We start from the raw sequence: 17722 nt of genomic DNA on the forward strand, positions 1-17722 counted from the left end.
GGTCAGCCTTTCAGACCGGTATGGGCGAGCCCTTCGACGAACTGCTTCTGTGCCACGATGAAGACGATGAGCACCGGAATGGCGGTCATGGTCGCAGCGGCGAGCTGGATGTTCCACATGGCGCCACCATAGGCGTCAGTGAACTGGGTCAGCGCCTGGGGCAGGGTGAACATGTTGGTAGAGGAGATGAAGACGATGGGCTCGAGATAGAGGTTCCAGGAGTGGAGGAAGGTGAAGATCGCGACGGCGCCGAGCGCGGGCTTGGCCAGCGGCAGGGCGATGGTCCAGAATATCTTGAACCGGCCCAGGCCATCGACGCGGGCCGCTTCTTCCAATTCGCCAGGAAGCGAGATGAAGAACTGGCGCATGACGAAGGTGGCGAACACCGAGGGCGCGCCGAAGATCGGCACTAGGATCAGCGGCCAATGGGTGTTGATCATGCCCCAGCTCAAAAACATCTGGAACAGCGGCACGATGGTGACTTCGGACGGAATAAGCAGGCCCAGCAGCACGATCATGAAGATCGCGTTGGAGAAGGGGAATTTGATCCGGGCGAAAGCGTAACCGGCCATTGACGAGATGATCATCGTGCCCACGGTGACGATGGCGGCGATATAGGCCGAGTTCCAATATTGGCGGGCGAAGGGCTGGAGCTCGAACACCTTCTGATAGGTGGTCCAGTCAAACCGGCGCGGCCAGATGTCGGGGGGGAAGGCGAAGATGTCGCTGATCGGCTTCACCGATGAGGTGATCATCCACCAGGTGGGGAAGACGAAGGGCACGAGCAGCACGCAGAGCAGCCCGTAAAGCGCGACCTTCATGCGGGGGGAGAGATCAGTTTTCATAGAAGACGATCCGCTTGCGCATCTGCCACTGGATGAAAGTCAGCACCGCGACGATGAGGAAGAGCAGGATCGAGAGGGTCGATCCGTAGCCGAAGAAATTGAACTGGAACGCCTGCTGGTAGAGGTAATAGACCAGAACCGTGGTCGAGACGCCCGGGCCGCCCTTGGTGAGGATGGCGATCTGCGCGAAGACCTGGAGCGAGCCGACGATGGTGATGATCGATGTGAGCAGGATCGTCGGCGAGATCATCGGCAAGGTGATGCGGCGGAACTGCTTGAAGGCGGGGGCGCCGTCGACGCGGGCGGCTTCATAAAGCTCCTTTGGCACGCCCTGAAGGGCGGCGAGGAACAAGATCATGTTCAGCCCGACATTCTTGAAGACCTGCACGACGACCACGGAGATCATGGCGGTGCTGGGATGGCGAAGCCAGTTCGGGCCCTCGATGCCGATCATCGACAGAAGGCCGTTGATGCCGCCGTTGACCTGCAGGAGGAAGCTCCAGACGATGGTCCAGGCGACAAGCGAGACGACAACCGGCGAAAAGAAGAGGGTGCGGAAGACCACGATGCCCTTGAGCTTCTGATCCAACAGCACGGCCAGCAGCAGCGCGAGGCTCATGTTGAGCACGACAAGGCCGGCCGAGAAGACGGCCGAGGCCCAGAGCACCTGCGGCAGGTTCGGGTCGCGCAGCAGCAGCTGGTAATTGGCATCACCGACAAAGGTGAAAGTATTGGCCAGCACATTCCACTCGTGCAGCGAGTAGTAAAACACCAGGCCGAGCGGGATCAGCACAAACAGGATGGTACCGGTCAGCTGCGGGGCGATGAAAAGGTAACCGGCTGCCGCATCGCGGCGCGCGATGGTCCAGAATGGCGGCTTATGCGGCTCTTGTAGGGGCTGAGACATTGGGGTTCCTGCGTCTCCCTCCGCCCTGTGGGGAGGGATCTAGGGTGGGGGCGAGCCACGCTCACCGAGTTTGCGGGGGCATTACCCCCACCCTGCTTCACGACGGACCTGGCGCGCCGGGCCCTGTTCAGCTTCCCTCCCTACGAGGGGGAGGGAAGAGAGAGCCGAAGCTCCGGTTGGCTTAGCGCATCAGCAGCGGGCTGACGCTGGTGCAGACATTGTCCAGCACGGCAGCGACGTCGGCATCGGCAACCCAGAGGGCGTCGAGGCCAGCGCGGACCGTCTGCTGGATCTGGGCGTAGTTGGTGTGGCCGGCGACAACATGGCCGGTCGAGATGCCGTTGATGACGACATTTTCGATCTGCTCAGCCGACAGCAGCGGATTGGTTGCTGCGAGCGTGTCGGTGTTGAGGAGCGAAGCGCGGGCCGGCGGGAAGAAGCTGGCCAGCTTGGCGCTGTTTTCGGCATTGGTGAAGAAGGCGAGGAATTCGACGGCGGTGTCGACATTCTTGCCGCTGGCGAGGGCGCCAACACCAGCCTGACCGACGACCGAATAGGTGCCGACAGGACCAGCCGGAAGCGGAACGAGTTCCCAGTTGAACGGGTCTTCCTTGGGCAGGAGCGAAGCGCGCGAGATCTGGGTGACGGTCATGGCGGCGTCGCCAGTGAAGAAGTCCACGTTCTCGCCCGGGCCGGGGAGCGAACCGTCCTTGAAGACAGCATTGTGGAAGACGGTCATGGCTTCGACCATTTCCGGCGTGTTGAAGCCGCAGGCCTTGCCGTCGGTACTCCAGGAATCGGCACCCCAGCCGCGGAAGAAGGCGGTCAGGTTCTGCCAGTTCTGGTAGTTGAAGTCGCGGATGATGATGCCGTCCTTGCCGGCGTCAGCAACGGCCTTGGCCGAGGCCAGGGCGTTGTCCCAAGTCCATTCGCCAGCGGCGATCAGCTCGGACGGGGTTTTTGCGCCGGCCGCGGTGATCAGATCGGTGTTGGCGAACATCGCGAAGGGCGAGGTCGAGAACGGATAGGCGAAGAGCTCGCCATCGCGGCGCCAGAGGGCGGTTGCGCTCTCGGTGACGTCGGCGAGGTTGTAGCCTTCGACGGCGTTGAAACGCTCGGTCAGCGGCACGAGGGCGCCGGAGGAGACGAAGTCGAGGGCGCTGGTTTCGAAGATCCAGGCCAGGTCCGGAGCGTTGCCGCCGGCGATCTGGGTGGTGAGCGTGGTGGTGTAGTTATCGAACGGCAGGGGTTCGAAAGTCACCGTCACGTTCGGGTGGGTCTTCTTGAATTCCTCGGCAATGCCGTTGAACACCGCCATGTGTGCTTCGTTGGCGCTCCAGGTGGTCATACGCAGGTTGACTGCGTCCTGGGCCCAGGCGACGCCGCCGAAGGCCAGCGGAAGCAGGATGCCGGCCAGCGCAGCGCTGGCCTTGAGGTTGGACATATTGGTCATTTTTCTCTCCCTGTGGTTAAGCGTAATCAGTAGCCCCGGACGTCCGGCCAGCGGATCTCGATACCCGCGTTGTAGAGCTGTGCCTGGAAGTCCTGGAGTTTGGCGTCGTCGGCCTGGACCTGGTGCGGGGTCAGGCCATTGTTGAGGCAGTGTGCGGCCAGCATGCCGGCAACTTCACCCACGTTCCATTCGACGGGGTGCAGGCGGTAGCAGCCATTGGTGATGTGGGTGGTGCCCATGTTCTTGCCGCCGGCAAGCAGGTTCTTGACGCGGCGCGGCAGGAGCGAGCCCAGCGGGATTTCGAAGGGCGCGGATTCCACGTCGACATAATTGTCGCCGCCGGTCGAAGGATGCAGGTCGATGCGGTACATGCCGATGCCAACGCTGTCGCGGTAGGATTTGGACAGGTTGTTGCCGTGCACGAGCATGGAAACATCCTGCTCGAGAATGCGGGTGACCGGCAGGATGCGGCGGCTTTCGCGGATATAGGGCGCCATGGCGAGGCCATGCTCGGTGCCGGTGACATCGCCACGCAGGCGCAGGCCGGGGAAGCCCTGGCCGCCATCGGTGCGGGGCGCTTCGGTCTGCAGCCAGTAGAAGACCGAGTAGGAGAGATCGGCAGCAGCCTTGAGGTGCTTGGCCTTGTCCTCTTCGGAAGCATCGATGATGTTGCCATCGAGATAGTCGATCATCGGCCAGTTCACGAGGCAGATGTCGGAATTGTAGGCGCCGGGCACGAAGTTGCGACGTGCTGCGATACGGCGGAAGGTCCAGAGATTGCCATCGCCCGGATTGCGGCGCTGATCGGCATCGACCAAGAGCGGATTGTCATCCGGATTGGGCGTAAAGGTGCGGGTGGTGCTTTCGAGCGTGCGCGGATGGGGCGCGGTGAAGCCGAGCAGCGGGCCGCCCCAGAAATGGGGTTCGTAGCTGCGCCAGTAGTCATAATTGTCCGGCTTGTCGATGACATGGTTGCCGTCGACATGATCCATGGCAAAGCAGACCGAAATCGCCTGGACGTTGTCGGGCTGGGCTTCGGCAGGGGCGCTGGGCTCGCCGGTGTCGGACTGGGACTCAAAACCGGTGGCATATTCGGTGCCGGTCATCGGCAGCAGGTCGCCCAGCTCGGTGGCGTCGACGAAATATGGGGCCGAGCAGGTGATCGTGCGGCCGCTGTCGCGATGGCGCAGGGTGACGGATTTCACTTCATCGCCAACGACACCCGCCGAGATCGGCAGATAAGGCTTGAGGATGGTGAGCTTGCCGCCGCCGATATAGGGGGCGAGCATGGATTCCAGAACGGCGAGGCCGACGCGCGGCTCGGCGCAGAGGCGGCTGACGAAGCCGGCGCCGGGATTGAGATCGCCCCAGGCGCGGCTTGCTTCGGTCAGCGGGTAGTGATCGCGATAATACTGGCGGATGCCGGTGCGCAGCTGGCGATAAGAGCGGGTGATGCCGAACTGCTCGACCCAGGAGTGCTCATCGGGTGGCACGGCCTGGCTGGTCAGCTGGCCGCCGATCCAGTCGAATTCCTCGGTCATGATCACGGAACGGCCGGCGCGCAGGGCGCCCAGCGCTGCGGCAACACCGCCAAGTCCGCCACCGACAATGAGAATATCTGCGTGAAGCTCTTTAGTCATTTGTTCCGTTCGGTTTTGCTTGAGAGGAGCGCGAAGACAGAGTGTCCGGGCAGGGGCCCAGTGTGTCGCCTTCACGAAGGTCACAGGTGAGCAGGATCTGCTCGAGGGGGGCGGCCTGTTCGACGCGCCGCACCAGCATTTCGGTGGCGCCATAGCCCATGGCTTCGCGGGGGATGGCAAAGGAGGTGAATTTGCGGCCCGGCTCTTCGGCGCGGATGTGATTGCCGAGGACGACGATGGAGAGATCGGCCGGCACTGCGAGGCCGCGGGCGGTGGCGGCGGCCTCGACGCCGTTGGCGTCGACGAGTTCGGTGCAGAAGACGCAGGTCACGTTTTCAGCGAGGAGGCCATCAAGGAGCATATCGGGATCAGCACCGACGGCGTGGTGGGTATAAGCGAGACCGACGCCCTCGAGGCTGGCTTCAAAACCAGTCCAGCGGTCGGACGAGGATTCCGCGCCGTCCTTGAAGCCGACAAAGCCAAGTCGCGTGTGGCCGAGATCGCGGGAGCGGCTGACGAGGGCAGCGGTGGCCGTGGCGTAGTCGCCGCCGACATAGGGGACAGGGCCGCCGGCATCGTCGCGGCGACCAACGGCGACAAAGGGGAAATCGCCGGCGACGAGGCGGGCGAGTTCCTCGGGGTCGAATTGGCGGCCGAGGATAATGCAGCCGTCGGCGAGGCGCAGGCGCACATCATTGCCGAAAATCTTGCGCTTCCCGCCGGCTCCCGCGCCGGTGAGCAGCAGCAAATCGTAGCCGAGCTTCTGAGCGGCCTCTTCGATACCGAGCAGGAAGGGCAGGAAAAAGTCGGCCTGATCGGACGGGAAGGCGGGCTCATAGGTGAAGACGCCGAGGATCCGGTTCTGGCCATTGACCATGCGCCGGGCAATGGGGTCGGCGACATAGCCGGTGTCGCGAATGACCTTCATGACGCGTTCACGCGTGTCGTCCGGAATGCGGTTTGCATTCTCAGGCGAGCCATTGAGCACGAGGGAGACGGTCGCCTGGCTCACACCAGCCAAACGGGCAATGTCCTTCTGTGTCAGTCGCTTGCGTGGCGGCAAAGGCGTTTTCCAATCTGCTAATGCGTATTAGCGTTGATACGTATTAGCAGGCGTCCTAAAATGAATCAAGCAGACGAGAGGCCGAGAAATCGGGGCGGGGACAACTCGTCGCAGCAGAGAGGGGACGGGTCGAAACCAAGTTCATGGAATTGTCATGTCGGTGTCACCGCACCGTCATTGACGGTTTGTAGGTCGCTCCCAGCTAACCAACTGGGGCCTTTTCAATGCCTGCAATCAATCTCTCCCGCCGCCTCGTTCTGGGCCTTGTCAGCGCCGCCGCGCTGAGCTCGGTGTCGCTTCCCGTGCTCGCCCAGGAGCGGCCGGACCTCGTCGTCGGCGTTGCGGACCTGCCGCCGACGCTGGAGCCGGGCAAGGAGCTGTCCAATGTCGGCACGCGCGTCAATTACTCGATCTTCGACACGCTGATCCGTCGTGATTTCCTGTCGGCAGAAGGTGGTGGCGGCTCCGAGCTGGTGCCCGGCCTTGCGACCTCGTGGACGCGCATTGATGACCTCACGCTTGAGATCAAGCTGCGCGAGGGCGTCACCTTCCACAATGGCGCGCCGCTGACCGCTGAAGACATTGCGTTCACGTTCTCGCCTGAGCGCCTGAGCGGCGAGAATGCGCTTCTGTCCGAAGGCCCGGCGTTTTTCTCCGTGCTCAAGGACGTGAAGATCGTCGATCCGACGACCATCCACTTCATCACCAAGGCGCCCGATCCACTGCTTGAGCAGCGCCTCGCGTCCTGGGCATCGTGGGTGGTGAACAAGGAAGACTGGCTGGCCAAGGCCGAGCAGGATGGCGGCCTGCCGATGTTCCCGGTCGGTACCGGCCCCTACATGCTTGAAGAATATCGCGCCGACGAGAAGATCGTCCTCAAGGCCAATGATGCCTATTTCGGTGGCCTGCCGACCGCTGAAACCGTGACCTTCCGCGAAGTGCCGGAGCCGTCCACCCGCGTTGCGGGCCTGGTTTCGGGCGAGTTCGACATCATCACCAATGTGTCGCCGGATCAGATCGACCAGATCAATTCCTACGACGATATCGAAACCCGCTCGGTGGTTCTGGCGAACTCCCATGTGCTGGTCTATGGCGTCACCGATCCGGTGATGGATGATGCGCGCATTCGTCAGGCGCTGAACCTGGCGATTGATCGCGACCTGCTGAACGAAGCGCTCTGGGGCGGCCAGGCCGTGGTGCCGAACGGCCACCAGTATCCCGAATATGGCGACATGTATAACCCGGACTTCGTCGGTCTGGAGTACAATCCGGAGCGCGCTCGCGAGCTGCTCAACGAAGCCGGTTATAATGGCGAGCTGATCAAATATACGACCCAGCCGAACTATTATCTCAACGCCCTGCCGGCCGCGCAGGTGATCGTCGAGATGTGGAAGGAAGTGGGCATCAATGTCGAGCTCAACGTTGTTGAAAGCCTGACGGGTCTTGATGTCGGTGCGCTTCAGGTTCGCACCTGGTCGAATTCCACCCGCTACCCCGACCCGGTCGGTGGTGTCTGGAACACCTGGGGCCCGCATTCCGGTCCGCAGAAGACCAACAAGACCTGGATCGGCACTGAGGGTGTCGCCCGCTTCAATGAACTCGGCGCAGTGCTGGAAAGCACGGTTGACCTGGCAACGCGCCAGGAAGCGGTCTGGGAAATGATCGATATCTGGAAAACCGATGCCCCCGGCACCGTGCTCTACCAGCCGCTCGAGACCTATGGCGTGGCCAAGGACGTGCAGTGGAACCCCTACACGTTCTACTACATGGACCTGCGTCCCTATAACCTCAGCTTCGAAGCCAAGTGATGATGGGGCTGGCACATCTTGGAGGAGTGGGCGCCAAAGCGCCTGCTCTTTCCCTCGCCGAGGCTGGGCGCAAGCTGGCTGAACCGGTTCTCGATATCCGCAATCTCGTGGTGCGCGCCGGCTCGGCCAATCTGGTGGATGGTGTCAGCCTCGCAGTTCGCCCCGGCGAGACGCTTTGCCTCGTGGGCGAAAGCGGGTGCGGCAAGAGCCTTACCTGTATGTCGGCCCTCGGGCTTCTCGATGACGGCCTCGTCTCCAGCGGCTCGGTCCGTCTCTTCGGTGAAGAGACCATCGGCGCGCCGGAACGAGCGCTGAACCGCCTGCGCGGTCGCGACGTGACGATGATCTTCCAGAACCCGATGACGGCGCTCAACCCGATCCGTCGGGTTGGGCAGCAGATTGTCGAAGCGATCCTGCAGCATACCGATCTGCGCGGCCGTAAGGCCGAGGCGCGGATGGAGGAACTGCTCGACCAGGTCGGCATTCCCAATGTACCGCGCCACAGGACCTACTATCCGCACCAGTTGTCGGGCGGCATGTGCCAGCGCGTGATGATCGCCATGGCGCTGGCCTGCAAGCCCAAACTGCTCATTGCCGACGAGCCGACCACGGCGCTGGATGTGACCATCCAGGCGCAGATCCTGCGGCTGATCCGCGATCTCCAGACCGAGCTCGACCTGGCGGTGGTGTTTGTGACGCATGACCTCGGTGTCGTGGCCGAAATCGCCGACCATGTGGCGGTGATGTATTCGGGCAAGGTGGTCGAAACAGGCAGCGTCGATGCGCTGTTTGACCATCCGTCCCATCCCTATACGCGCGCGCTGATGAACAGCCGGATCGGCTTCGGCCGGGTGCCGGGGACGCCGCTGCAGGCGATCGCAGGAACCGTGCCGTCGCCATCGGCGCGTCCGCAGGGTTGCGCCTTCTCGCCGCGCTGTGCGCTGGCGAGTGCAAGCTGCACGAGCACACCAGGAATGGTTGCAGGGCGGGGCACGATGGTGGCCTGCCACCACATCGGCGCGGGGGTCTCCCAATGAGCGGCGTCAAGGCGCTCAACCTCGCCCAGAGCTATCCGGTTGGCCGAAAACTCTTCAGCAAGCCGGAAGTGTTCCGGGCGGTCGATACGGTGACGCTCGATATCGCCGAGGGGGAGACCCTGGGCATTGTCGGCGAGAGCGGCAGCGGTAAATCCACCCTCGGGCGGATGATCGCCGGCATCGAAACCCCGACGAGCGGGCAGGTGTCGTTCTGGGGGCAGAACTACGCGCCGGTGGGCACCAAGGAATGGCGGGCGCAGCGGCGTTGGGTTCAGGTGGTGTTCCAGAGCCCAGCTTCGGTGGTTGACCCGCGCTGGAGTGTTCATGCGCAAGTGCGCGAGGCGCTGACGGCGCATGAGAAACTCGCGCCGTCCGAGGCCGATGATCGGGCGCAGGACATGCTCGACATGGTTGGCCTGGGGCCGATGAGCCATCGTCTGCCGCATCAATTGTCTGGCGGGCAATTGCAGCGTGCTGTGATCGCCCGGGCGCTCGTGCTCAAGCCGCGGCTGGTGGTGTGCGATGAGGCGGTGAGTGCGCTCGACGTGTCGGTGCAGGCTCAGATCATCAATCTCTTGCTCGAGCTGCGCGAACGGCTCAACCTCTCGATGATGTTCATCTCTCACGACCTGTCGGTGGTGCGCCATATCAGCCACCGGGTTGGGGTGATGCATCGGGGGCAATTGCTGGAAATCGGGGAGTCCACCGCGCTTTTTGAAGCCCCCAAGCATGACTATTCCCGCCGTCTGCTGGCAGCTATCCCGGCCGATACGCCGCGCCAGCGCCGGCAACGTGACTTGCAGAATTTTGCGGCGCTCTGAGCGCCATCAGTTTCCGAACGGATCGGACCGAAAATGAAGATCATCGCGCATCGCGGCGACAGCGCCGCACATGCAGAAAATACGCCGGCCGCCTGGACTGCCGCTTTCGAAAAGGGCGCCTTCGCGATCGAAGCGGATATTCGCTTTTCAGTCGACGGCGTGGGCATCTGCTCCCACGATCCGACGCTGCAGCGCCTGTTCGGCCGGACGGATCGCGCCGATGCGCTGAGTTTTAAGGAACTCTCCAGCCTCAGCACCGATAACAGTGACCGCGTCAGCACCTTTGCCGATGTGCTGGCCTATGCCGCCGCAGGCAAGCCTGTGCTGCTTGATCTCAAGGATGAGAGCCCCGAAGGCCTTAAGCGTCTCTGGGCTGATATCGAGCGCGCTGTGCCAGAGGCTTTGCGGCACCTCGTGATTGCGGGCTGCCACACGATGGAAGCGACGGAGTTCTTCGCCGCCAAGGGCGACGTTACGGTCCTCGGCTTTATTCCGAGCCCTGATGTCGCTCTGGAATTTCACCGCGGTGGTGCCAGCCTTATCCGCCTTTGGGAGAGCGATGTGACCCACGAGCGGGTCGCTGCGCTGAAGGCTGCGGGCGCCGAAGTGTGGGTGACCACCGGCCACGGCACCACCGGCCGCACGGTCGGCGACACCGATGCCGCGAGCCTCACGGCGCTCGCCGGCGCTGGCATCGACGGCGTTCTGATCAACGATGTTTCCCTGACCAAATCTATTCTGGAGGCGCTCCAATGAGCCGCGGTTCCACGCTCATCATTACATTTGACGGCCTGCGCCGCGATCGCGCCACGCCTGACCTGATGCCCAACCTCGCCGCCTTCATGGCCGAGGGCAGCAATTTCCTCAATTCTCGCTCGATCTTCCCGAGCGAAACGCGCGTTGCCGTGACCTCCACAATGACCGGCTGTCCGCCGGCTGACCACGGGGTCGTGGCCAATCAGTTCATCCATCCGGTGCGCCCAGGCGAGCTGTTCAAGACAGCCGAGTGGGAGCATCTCGAAGCGGCGGCTGAGGCCGGCCAGCTGCTCGATTGCAAGACGCTCGGCCAGCGCATGGCGGAGGCCGGACGCACCATGGCTGTGCTCAGCACCGCCACCAAAGGCGCATCGCGCATGATGAATTCGAGTGCGCATGACCTCGGCCAGCCGGTGTTTTCGATGCACGGCCTGCCGGTGTCGAGTGCCGAGCTGCATGACAAGGTGATCGCGTGTCTCGGCGATATTCCCGAGGCCACTGCACCCAACTCCAACCGCATGACTTACTCCACCAATGTGCTGATCGAGGTCATCTATCCCGACTACAATCCGGATCTCTGCGTGTTCTGGATGAATGATCCGGATATGAGCTCGCACCTCTTCGGCGTCACTGCGGCGGAAACCGAGGCGGCGCAGAAGAATTGCGACGACAATTTCGGGCGGTTTCTGGCCTGGTGGCGCGCAGGGAACGGGCCGGAAAACATCATCGTGATGTCCGATCACGGGCAGATCACCGGCCAGCGCCAGCTCGAGACGACAGACATCGTCCCCGCCGAGTTTGGCGAGGCGTCGATCGGCTCCTTCAGCGGCATCTATCTCAACGATAAATCCGATGCCGAAAAGGCCCGCGTGGTGGCCTGGCTGGTCGAGCAGGACTTCTGCGGGCTGGTTTTTGCGACGGCGGAAGATGGCACAGCCATCGAAGGCGCGTTGCCGTGGTCAGCGGTTCGTAACGGCCATTCGCGCAGTGCTGATGTCGGCTTTACGCTGCGGGGCACCAATTCGTCCGAGAGCTATGGGCCGCATGAGGATGCCTGCATCTTTGCGGCCTGGATTAAACCGGGTGGTGGCATGCATGGCGGGCTCAATCGCGGCGAACTTTCGACGGTTCTGGCCGCGCAGGGCCCGGCCTATCGCCAGAATTTTGCCTCGGACACGCCGTGCTGGCTGCCTGACATTGCGCCGACCATCCTCACCACCATGGGCCTGCCGCTCGACGGCACCTCTGGTCGTCCGCTGGTTGAGGCGCTTGTCGGGGATACCCCGGGTTTTGGCACGGCGCCTGATGTCGAGACCCGCGTGCTCAGCGCCACCCATAGGGGGCATGAGCAATATCTCCGTCAGTGGGTGATCGAGGGCAAGACCATCGTCGATTGCGGCTGGACGGCAGGGACGGGGGCCTGGAGCGCATGAATTTGCAATTCCTCGTCACCAAGCTGTTTCGCGGGGCGCTGACGCTGCTGCTGGCGGTGACATTTGTGTTCGTCGTACTGCGCGCGTCGGGTGATCCGGCGCAGATCATGATGTCGGACGAAGCCTCGCCGGACGCCATTGCGGCGTTCCGGGAGCGCTGGGGCCTCGATAAGTCGATGTTCGAGCAGTACATCACCTATATCGGGGCGATGTTGCAGGGCGATTTCGGCAATTCTTTCCGCGATGGTCGACCGGCGCTGGAAGTTATCGCAGAGCGTATTCCGGTGACGCTGCAGCTTGGCATCACCGCGCTGCTGCTGACGCTGCTCATTGGCATTCCGGCCGGGGTGATCGCTGCGCTCAAGCGCGGCACCTGGGTCGATCAGGCGACCATGAGCTTCACCATTCTCGGTCATTCGATCCCGAACTTCTTTCTCGGCATCCTGCTCATCCTCCTGTTTTCCATGACGCTTCGGTGGCTGCCGAGCTCGGGTACGGGCAGCATCTGGCACCTGCTCATGCCGGCGATTACGCTGGGAACTGCTGCGGCAGCGACGGTGGCGCGCTTTACCCGCTCGTCCATGCTCGACGTTTTGCATCAGCCCTTCATGCGGACGGCCAAGGCCAAGGGCATTCCCCATGAGCGGCGTGTTCTGCGCCATGCCATTCCCAACGCGGCGATCCCGGTCGTGACCGTGGTCGGCATGCGCATTGGTGGGCTGATCGGGGGCGCAGTGACCATCGAGACGGTTTTCGCCTGGCCGGGCGTGGGCATGTTGCTGGTCAATGCCGTCAACCAGCGCGATCTGGCGGTGGTGCAGGGCGTGGTGCTGCTGATCGCCTTCACTATGGTTGCGATCAATCTGATCGTCGACCTCGCCTATGGCTGGCTCGACCCGCGAATTGAACTGCAGAACAAGAAGGCGGCGACCACATGAGCACGATGGATATTGCATCGGCGGAGCTGCGCCGCCGTCCAAACTGGTTGACCCGGATCTGGAAGACCCGGCCGCCGCTGGTGATCGGTCTTTGTATCAGCTGGCTGGTGCTGATTGTACTCGCGGCGATTTTCGCTGAGTTTATCGCGCCTTACGGCTATGCCGAACAGAGCCTGCTCAAGCGGCTGAAGCCGCCGAGCTTCCTGGATGGGCTGCCGGAGTATTTCCTAGGCACCGACAATCTCGGTCGCGATGTGCTGAGCCGGGTGATCTATGCCATGCGGACCAGCATTCTCATTGCGCTGATGGGGACGGTGATCGGGGCGACGGTCGGGACGCTGCTGGGGATCGTTGCCGCCCATTTCCGGGGCTGGGTCGATGATTTCATCATGATGCTGGTGGACTTTCAGGCTTCGATCCCGTTCCTGATCGTGGCGCTGGCGGCGCTGGCCTTCTTCGGCAATAATTTTGTCCTGCTCGTTGTTTTGATTGGGCTTTTTGGCTGGGATGGCTATGCGCGCATTGCTCGCGGGCTGGTGCTGTCGACCAATGGTCAGGGTTATGCCTTCGCCATCCGGACGTTGGGAGTGCATCCGGCCAAGGTCTATTGGCGGCATGTGCTGCCGAACATGATGGGCATCATCATGGTGCAGGTGACGCTCAATTTCCCGGAGATCATTCTTCTGGAAACATCGTTATCTTTCCTCGGCTTAGGCGTGCAACCTCCGGGAACGAGTCTGGGTCTGCTGCTCGGCGAGGGGCGGAACTATCTGGCGACAGCGTGGTGGATTGGCATTCCGGCCGGGGTCGTTATCTTCCTTACAACTCTGGCCATTTCGCTCCTGGGCGACTGGCTGCGGGATAAGCTTGATCCCAATCTTCAGGGCAAGGTGTGATGAATATTATGCTTACTTCTCAACGCCTTGCCTCGGTTGAAGAGATCCAGTTCAAGGCCGTGCTGTCCGATCTCGATGGGGTGGTTTATCGCGGCGAGGATGCCATTCCGGGGGCGGTTGAACGCTTCAATCTGTGGCAGAAACAGGGTTTAAGATATTGTTTTATAACGAATAATGCCGAAAAGTCCCCGGCGGAGTTTGCCGAGAAGATCCGGCGGCTGGGGATCGACTGCGCGCCGGACCAGGTGCTGACATCTGCCGAAGTTGCACTGGATTATGCCACGAAAAAATACCCCGTGGGCAGTGGGGCCTATGTCATTGGTTCTGCTTCGCTAAAAGCCCGGGTCGAGGCTGCTGGCTTTGAGCTGGTGGAGAGCGGGGCGCGGGTTGTGATCGTGGTGCTGGACCGGAAGTTCGACTATACGATGATGACCACTGCGGTGCGAAATATCCTTGCAGGAGCGGAACTTATCGGCACCAACCCGGATGTGATCCGGCCGATTGCGGGCGGGTCTTATGAGCCGGGGACGGGGGCGATTATTGCTTCGATTGCGACATCGGCCCGGGTGACGCCCACGATCCTTGGGAAGCCGGCACCAGAGATCATCAGGATGGCGCTGGAGGTGGTCGGGGCCGAGGCCAGGGACGCGATTATGCTGGGCGATCAGATAGATACGGACATCAAGGCGGCGCGGAATGCCGGGGTGCGCAGTGTGTTGCTGGAGACGGGGGTGCCGGTGAAGGGCACGCCGTCGACCATGCCGGACTATGTGCTGGCGCATCTCTGACGCGTTAGCAGAGTGGGGAGTTGGTTAGCAGACTGCTAGCATTGACGGCCGGGACCTGTGAAAAGGTCCCGGCCTTTATCGTGCGAAAATGTGGACCGGCACGCCGGCAATATCCATGTCGATGGCGAGGATGCCATCGTGACCCGAACCGTCGATTTTGGAGTCGAGGCTGGTGACGAAAAGGGTCTTCATCTCCGGCCCGCCGAAACAGGGCATGGTCGGATTTTTGAGCGGCACGGGAATGGTGCCGATGAGCGTGCCATCCGGCGCAAAGCAATTGATGCGGCTTTCGCTGGGGCCGGCGGACCAATAATGGCCAGCCAAGTCGCAGGCGCCGCCATCGGGGCGGCCGGCGGCAAGGTCATTGTCGCGGAGGCGGCGGCGATTGCTGGCGGCGCCGGTTGCGGCGTCGAAATCCCAACAGTCGATCCACATGCTGCCACGGGAGTCCGAGTGGTAGAGGCGGGTCGCGTCGGCGTTCCAGGCGAGGCCGTTTGAAATGGCGATGTCGGTTGCGATGGTGGTGACGGCGCCGTCCGGGGCGACGCGATAGAGTTTTCCGCCGAGCGGGGCTTTCTGTGTGCCGTCCATGCTGCCGACCCAGAAGGCGCCATCGGGACCGACCTTGCCGTCGTTGAGGCGCATGTCGGGCTTGGCGTGGTCGATGGTGGCGATGATCTCGCGCGCGCCGGTTTCCGGATTAAAGAGGATAACATCATTGGCGAGCGCCACGAGCCAGCGGCCGTTTTGAGCGAGGCCGAAGCTGGAGGCGGCCAAGCGCTGGCTGACGGAACGGGCCAGCGCCACCGTCATCGAGATCGCGTTCGAATGCGGGTTCTCGTCGAGCCAGTATTTCGCGACCTGTTACAAGCGCCGATTTGGCTTTTCGCCGCAGCAGAGCCGGTCGTGATCTAGCGCGCAGTTGTGTCGCGGAGGGAGGCGATGTTCGCGGACGCGGTGGTGCGGATCGCATCGATCAGGGCGGCAACCGAAGGCGTCAGCGGCCGGCCGATGGCGGTGATGACGCTCCAGCGGAAGGGGACGTGGAAGGAGAGCGGCACGGCGACGAGATCGGGCGAGGGGAGGCCGGCGCCGGTCAGCGGCTCGACGATGGCGATACCGAGACCCTGGCTGGCCATGGACAGAGAAACATAGGTGGCGTTGCAGGAGGTGACCGAGCCCGCGGTGACGCCCTGTTCGGCCAGCGCGCTGTCGATGAGCATGCGCAGGCGGTAGGGATTGGCAGCCATGATCAGCGGTTCGTCGCGGAGATCATTGGGGGTGAGAACTGCGGCGCTGGCGAGGCGATGGGTGCGGGAGACGACCGCGTGGCAGGGCACTTCGGCCTGCCAGTGGACATCGAGCCCGGCATTGTCGACCGGCCAGCTGGCGAGGCCGAGATCGGACGTGCCCGAGATGACGGCCTGGACCACCTTTTCGGCGGAAATAGCCTGGATCTGCAATTGGCGCGAGCGGAGGCGTTCGTCTATGGCAGCGATGGCTGCGGGGAGAATGCCTGTGGCGAGGGATGGAATGGACGCGACCGTCAGGGGCAGGGCTTCAGCGGTGTTTATGGCCTGAGCCTTTTCCGAAATCGTCCGCAGCCCGGTGAGGAACATTTCGACGTCTTCGTAAAAGGCGAGACCCTGGCGCGTGGGGGTGACGCGCGGGCCGCTGCGATGGAGCAGGGCAAAGCCGATCTGCGCCTCCAGATCCTGGATCTGGCGGGTGATAACCGGTTGCGACAGGCCGATGGCCTTGGCCGCGCCGGTGATGCTGCCGACCGAAACGACGGCAGCAAAGGCTTCGAGCTGGCGCGTGTCCAGATAATTGGATCGCATGTTTACCCTGCGAATTGGTCCGGACCCCACAGATCAAGGCGTTGTCCGAACAGGTCCCCCTCCACCCGAGCCGGGCCATCGCCGAGGCGCAGCACGACCGGGTTTTGTTCAGAATATTCTGGCCAGGCTGATTTGTCGTCCACTCCGGCGATGAAATCGCGCCAGACGGCGTGGACCTCGCGTGCCGCTTCGAGGCTGTCGATGGCCTGGAAATCGCGGAGGCCCGTGATGTCCATGCCGTCGCGGTACCAGACGTGGCCAACTTCGCCGCCGTGGGCGGCGCCGAGCTCGTCGGCTTCGATGCGGCCGAAGAGATATTTGTAGACCGGCTGGTGACGGGAATGGAGACGGGCGAACTGCGTCGTCGGATTGTGGAAGACGAGGTCGCCACCGATGGCGCGCCAGATGCCGTAGGGGGAATGATCGGGCAGGGCGGCGCGATAGGTCGCGACCATGTCAGCGCCGGTCTTGCCGAGGTGACGAACACGCTCATGCATCAGGGCCGCGACGGCCTCGAAGGTGAGGTCGGCGGGCAGAATGGTCGCGTGGGTGAGATATTCGGAGGTGGTGGTGCCGATCATCATGGGCACCTGGGTGGTGCGACCGGCGGCGGCAGCGGTGTCAGGATGTTCGAGGAGAGAGGCGCCGTCGATCACCGGGACGAAGGGCACGCCGAGCATGGCGGCGGAGCCGTCGCGGTCGAAATCGTGGTGCTCGTAGCTTTCGTTGCAGAGATCGCGCTGGGCGATGAGCAGGGCGTCGATTGGCGCGGTGAGAATACCGGCTTCATCGGTGCCGAGGGCGGCGCACATCCGGTTGGTGAGCTTTTGCGCGTCCTCCATCGAGGCGATGGCAGTGCTGGCGCCGCTCTGGGGAATGGCGCGGGCAAAGAGGTCCTTGGCCTCGGGCATCGCCATGACGGCGGCGATGGCAAAGCCACCGGCCGAGCGGCCACCGAAGCTGACGCGGGCGGGATCGCCGCCGAAACGGGCGATGTTCGCCTGCACCCATTTGAGCCCGGCCAGCAGATCGAGCAAGCCGCGATTGTCGGGCTTGCCTTCGAGATGGAGGAAGCCGAGCGCGCCGAGGCGGTAGTTGATTGTGACTTCCACAATGCCGCTTGAGGCAAAGGCACCGGACTGGACATTCGGCTCATTGGCCGAACCGACGGCATAGCCGCCGCCGTGCACCCAGACCAGAACGGGCGCTTTGCCAGTGAGGTCGGGCGTGCGCACGTTCAGGGTGAGGAAATCCTCGCCCTGGGTCAGGTTGGAAGTCGCCCCCTTGCCTACGGGGCCATAGGTGGGGGTCTGTGGGCAGACGCTGCCGTGGCGGGTGGCGTCTCGGACGCCATCCCACGGTTCGACAGCTTGTGGAGCTTCAAAGCGGCGTTCGGGCGTGCACGGGGCCGCATACGGAACGCCGAGAAAACAGTAATTGCCGTGTTCGACAAAGCCTTCGATTTCGCCGCCAGGGACGTGAATGCGCGTCATGAT

General features: G+C 62.9%; 16 protein-coding genes. 8 read left to right on the forward strand and 8 right to left on the reverse strand.

Features of this window, described 5'->3' with window-relative positions:
* Positions 1 to 2: 2 nt before the first annotated feature.
* The 5 genes from NYQ88_RS09240 to NYQ88_RS09260 all read right to left on the reverse strand — a co-directional run bounded on the left by NYQ88_RS09240 (position 3) and on the right by NYQ88_RS09260 (position 5908).
* Entirely contained in the window at positions 3 to 845 is an 843-nt protein-coding gene (locus NYQ88_RS09240; protein WP_275606636.1) for a carbohydrate ABC transporter permease, read from the reverse strand.
* Entirely contained in the window at positions 835 to 1752 is a 918-nt protein-coding gene (locus NYQ88_RS09245; protein WP_275654639.1) for a sugar ABC transporter permease, read from the reverse strand. The genes NYQ88_RS09240 and NYQ88_RS09245 overlap by 11 nt, the downstream gene beginning before the upstream one ends.
* A 181-nt stretch (positions 1753 to 1933) precedes the next feature.
* Complete coding sequence (locus NYQ88_RS09250) at positions 1934 to 3205, reverse strand: sugar ABC transporter substrate-binding protein (RefSeq protein WP_275654640.1); 1272 nt, start codon at positions 3203 to 3205, stop codon at positions 1934 to 1936.
* Positions 3206 to 3231: 26 nt separating this feature from the next.
* Positions 3232 to 4845 (reverse strand): FAD-dependent oxidoreductase, encoded by a 1614-nt coding sequence (locus tag NYQ88_RS09255; protein WP_275654641.1) that lies wholly within the window; start codon positions 4843 to 4845, stop codon positions 3232 to 3234.
* On the reverse strand, positions 4838 to 5908 hold the full coding sequence (locus NYQ88_RS09260) for a LacI family DNA-binding transcriptional regulator (RefSeq protein WP_275654642.1): 1071 nt from the start codon (positions 5906 to 5908) through the stop codon (positions 4838 to 4840). Before NYQ88_RS09260 ends, NYQ88_RS09255 begins: the two co-directional genes overlap by 8 nt.
* Before the next feature lie 224 nt (positions 5909 to 6132).
* Here NYQ88_RS09260 and NYQ88_RS09265 point away from each other — a divergent pair, with 224 nt between their 5' ends.
* From NYQ88_RS09265 to NYQ88_RS09300, 8 genes are read left to right on the forward strand one after another with little or no spacing between them, the layout of a single operon-like run.
* Positions 6133 to 7716, forward strand: a complete 1584-nt coding sequence (locus tag NYQ88_RS09265) for an ABC transporter substrate-binding protein (RefSeq protein ID WP_275654643.1) — start codon at positions 6133 to 6135, stop codon at positions 7714 to 7716.
* A complete protein-coding gene (locus tag NYQ88_RS09270; RefSeq protein WP_275654644.1) occupies positions 7716 to 8753 on the forward strand; it encodes an ABC transporter ATP-binding protein in 1038 nt (345 codons plus the stop codon). Before NYQ88_RS09265 ends, NYQ88_RS09270 begins: the two co-directional genes overlap by 1 nt.
* On the forward strand, positions 8750 to 9574 hold the full coding sequence (locus NYQ88_RS09275) for an ATP-binding cassette domain-containing protein (protein ID WP_275654645.1): 825 nt from the start codon (positions 8750 to 8752) through the stop codon (positions 9572 to 9574). The genes NYQ88_RS09270 and NYQ88_RS09275 overlap by 4 nt, the downstream gene beginning before the upstream one ends.
* Before the next feature lie 33 nt (positions 9575 to 9607).
* Positions 9608 to 10330, forward strand: a complete 723-nt coding sequence (locus NYQ88_RS09280) for a glycerophosphodiester phosphodiesterase family protein (protein ID WP_275654646.1) — start codon at positions 9608 to 9610, stop codon at positions 10328 to 10330.
* Complete coding sequence (locus NYQ88_RS09285) at positions 10327 to 11763, forward strand: alkaline phosphatase family protein (RefSeq protein ID WP_275654647.1); 1437 nt, start codon at positions 10327 to 10329, stop codon at positions 11761 to 11763. The genes NYQ88_RS09280 and NYQ88_RS09285 overlap by 4 nt, the downstream gene beginning before the upstream one ends.
* On the forward strand, positions 11760 to 12701 hold the full coding sequence (locus tag NYQ88_RS09290; RefSeq protein WP_275654648.1) for an ABC transporter permease: 942 nt from the start codon (positions 11760 to 11762) through the stop codon (positions 12699 to 12701). The genes NYQ88_RS09285 and NYQ88_RS09290 overlap by 4 nt, the downstream gene beginning before the upstream one ends.
* Positions 12698 to 13597, forward strand: a complete 900-nt coding sequence (locus NYQ88_RS09295; protein WP_275654649.1) for an ABC transporter permease — start codon at positions 12698 to 12700, stop codon at positions 13595 to 13597. Before NYQ88_RS09290 ends, NYQ88_RS09295 begins: the two co-directional genes overlap by 4 nt.
* Complete coding sequence (locus tag NYQ88_RS09300; RefSeq protein ID WP_275654650.1) at positions 13597 to 14385, forward strand: HAD-IIA family hydrolase; 789 nt, start codon at positions 13597 to 13599, stop codon at positions 14383 to 14385. The genes NYQ88_RS09295 and NYQ88_RS09300 overlap by 1 nt, the downstream gene beginning before the upstream one ends.
* Before the next feature lie 75 nt (positions 14386 to 14460).
* Here the strand turns inward: NYQ88_RS09300 and NYQ88_RS09305 are convergent, their stop codons facing one another.
* From NYQ88_RS09305 to NYQ88_RS09315, 3 genes are all read right to left on the reverse strand, one after another.
* Positions 14461 to 15198 carry an SMP-30/gluconolactonase/LRE family protein gene (locus NYQ88_RS09305; RefSeq protein ID WP_275654651.1) on the reverse strand — a complete coding sequence of 246 codons (738 nt, stop codon included), beginning with the start codon at positions 15196 to 15198 and terminating at the stop codon, positions 14461 to 14463.
* Between the two features lie 98 nt (positions 15199 to 15296).
* Positions 15297 to 16226, reverse strand: coding sequence for a LysR family transcriptional regulator (locus NYQ88_RS09310; protein WP_275654652.1), 930 nt, complete (start codon positions 16224 to 16226; stop codon positions 15297 to 15299).
* A 2-nt stretch (positions 16227 to 16228) separates the two neighbouring features.
* Complete coding sequence (locus tag NYQ88_RS09315; RefSeq protein ID WP_275654653.1) at positions 16229 to 17719, reverse strand: carboxylesterase family protein; 1491 nt, start codon at positions 17717 to 17719, stop codon at positions 16229 to 16231.
* Positions 17720 to 17722: the final 3 nt, after the last annotated feature.

It is taken from the genome of Devosia sp. SD17-2 (assembly GCF_029201565.1).
In the GTDB taxonomy this organism is placed as follows: Bacteria; Pseudomonadota; Alphaproteobacteria; order Rhizobiales; family Devosiaceae; genus Devosia.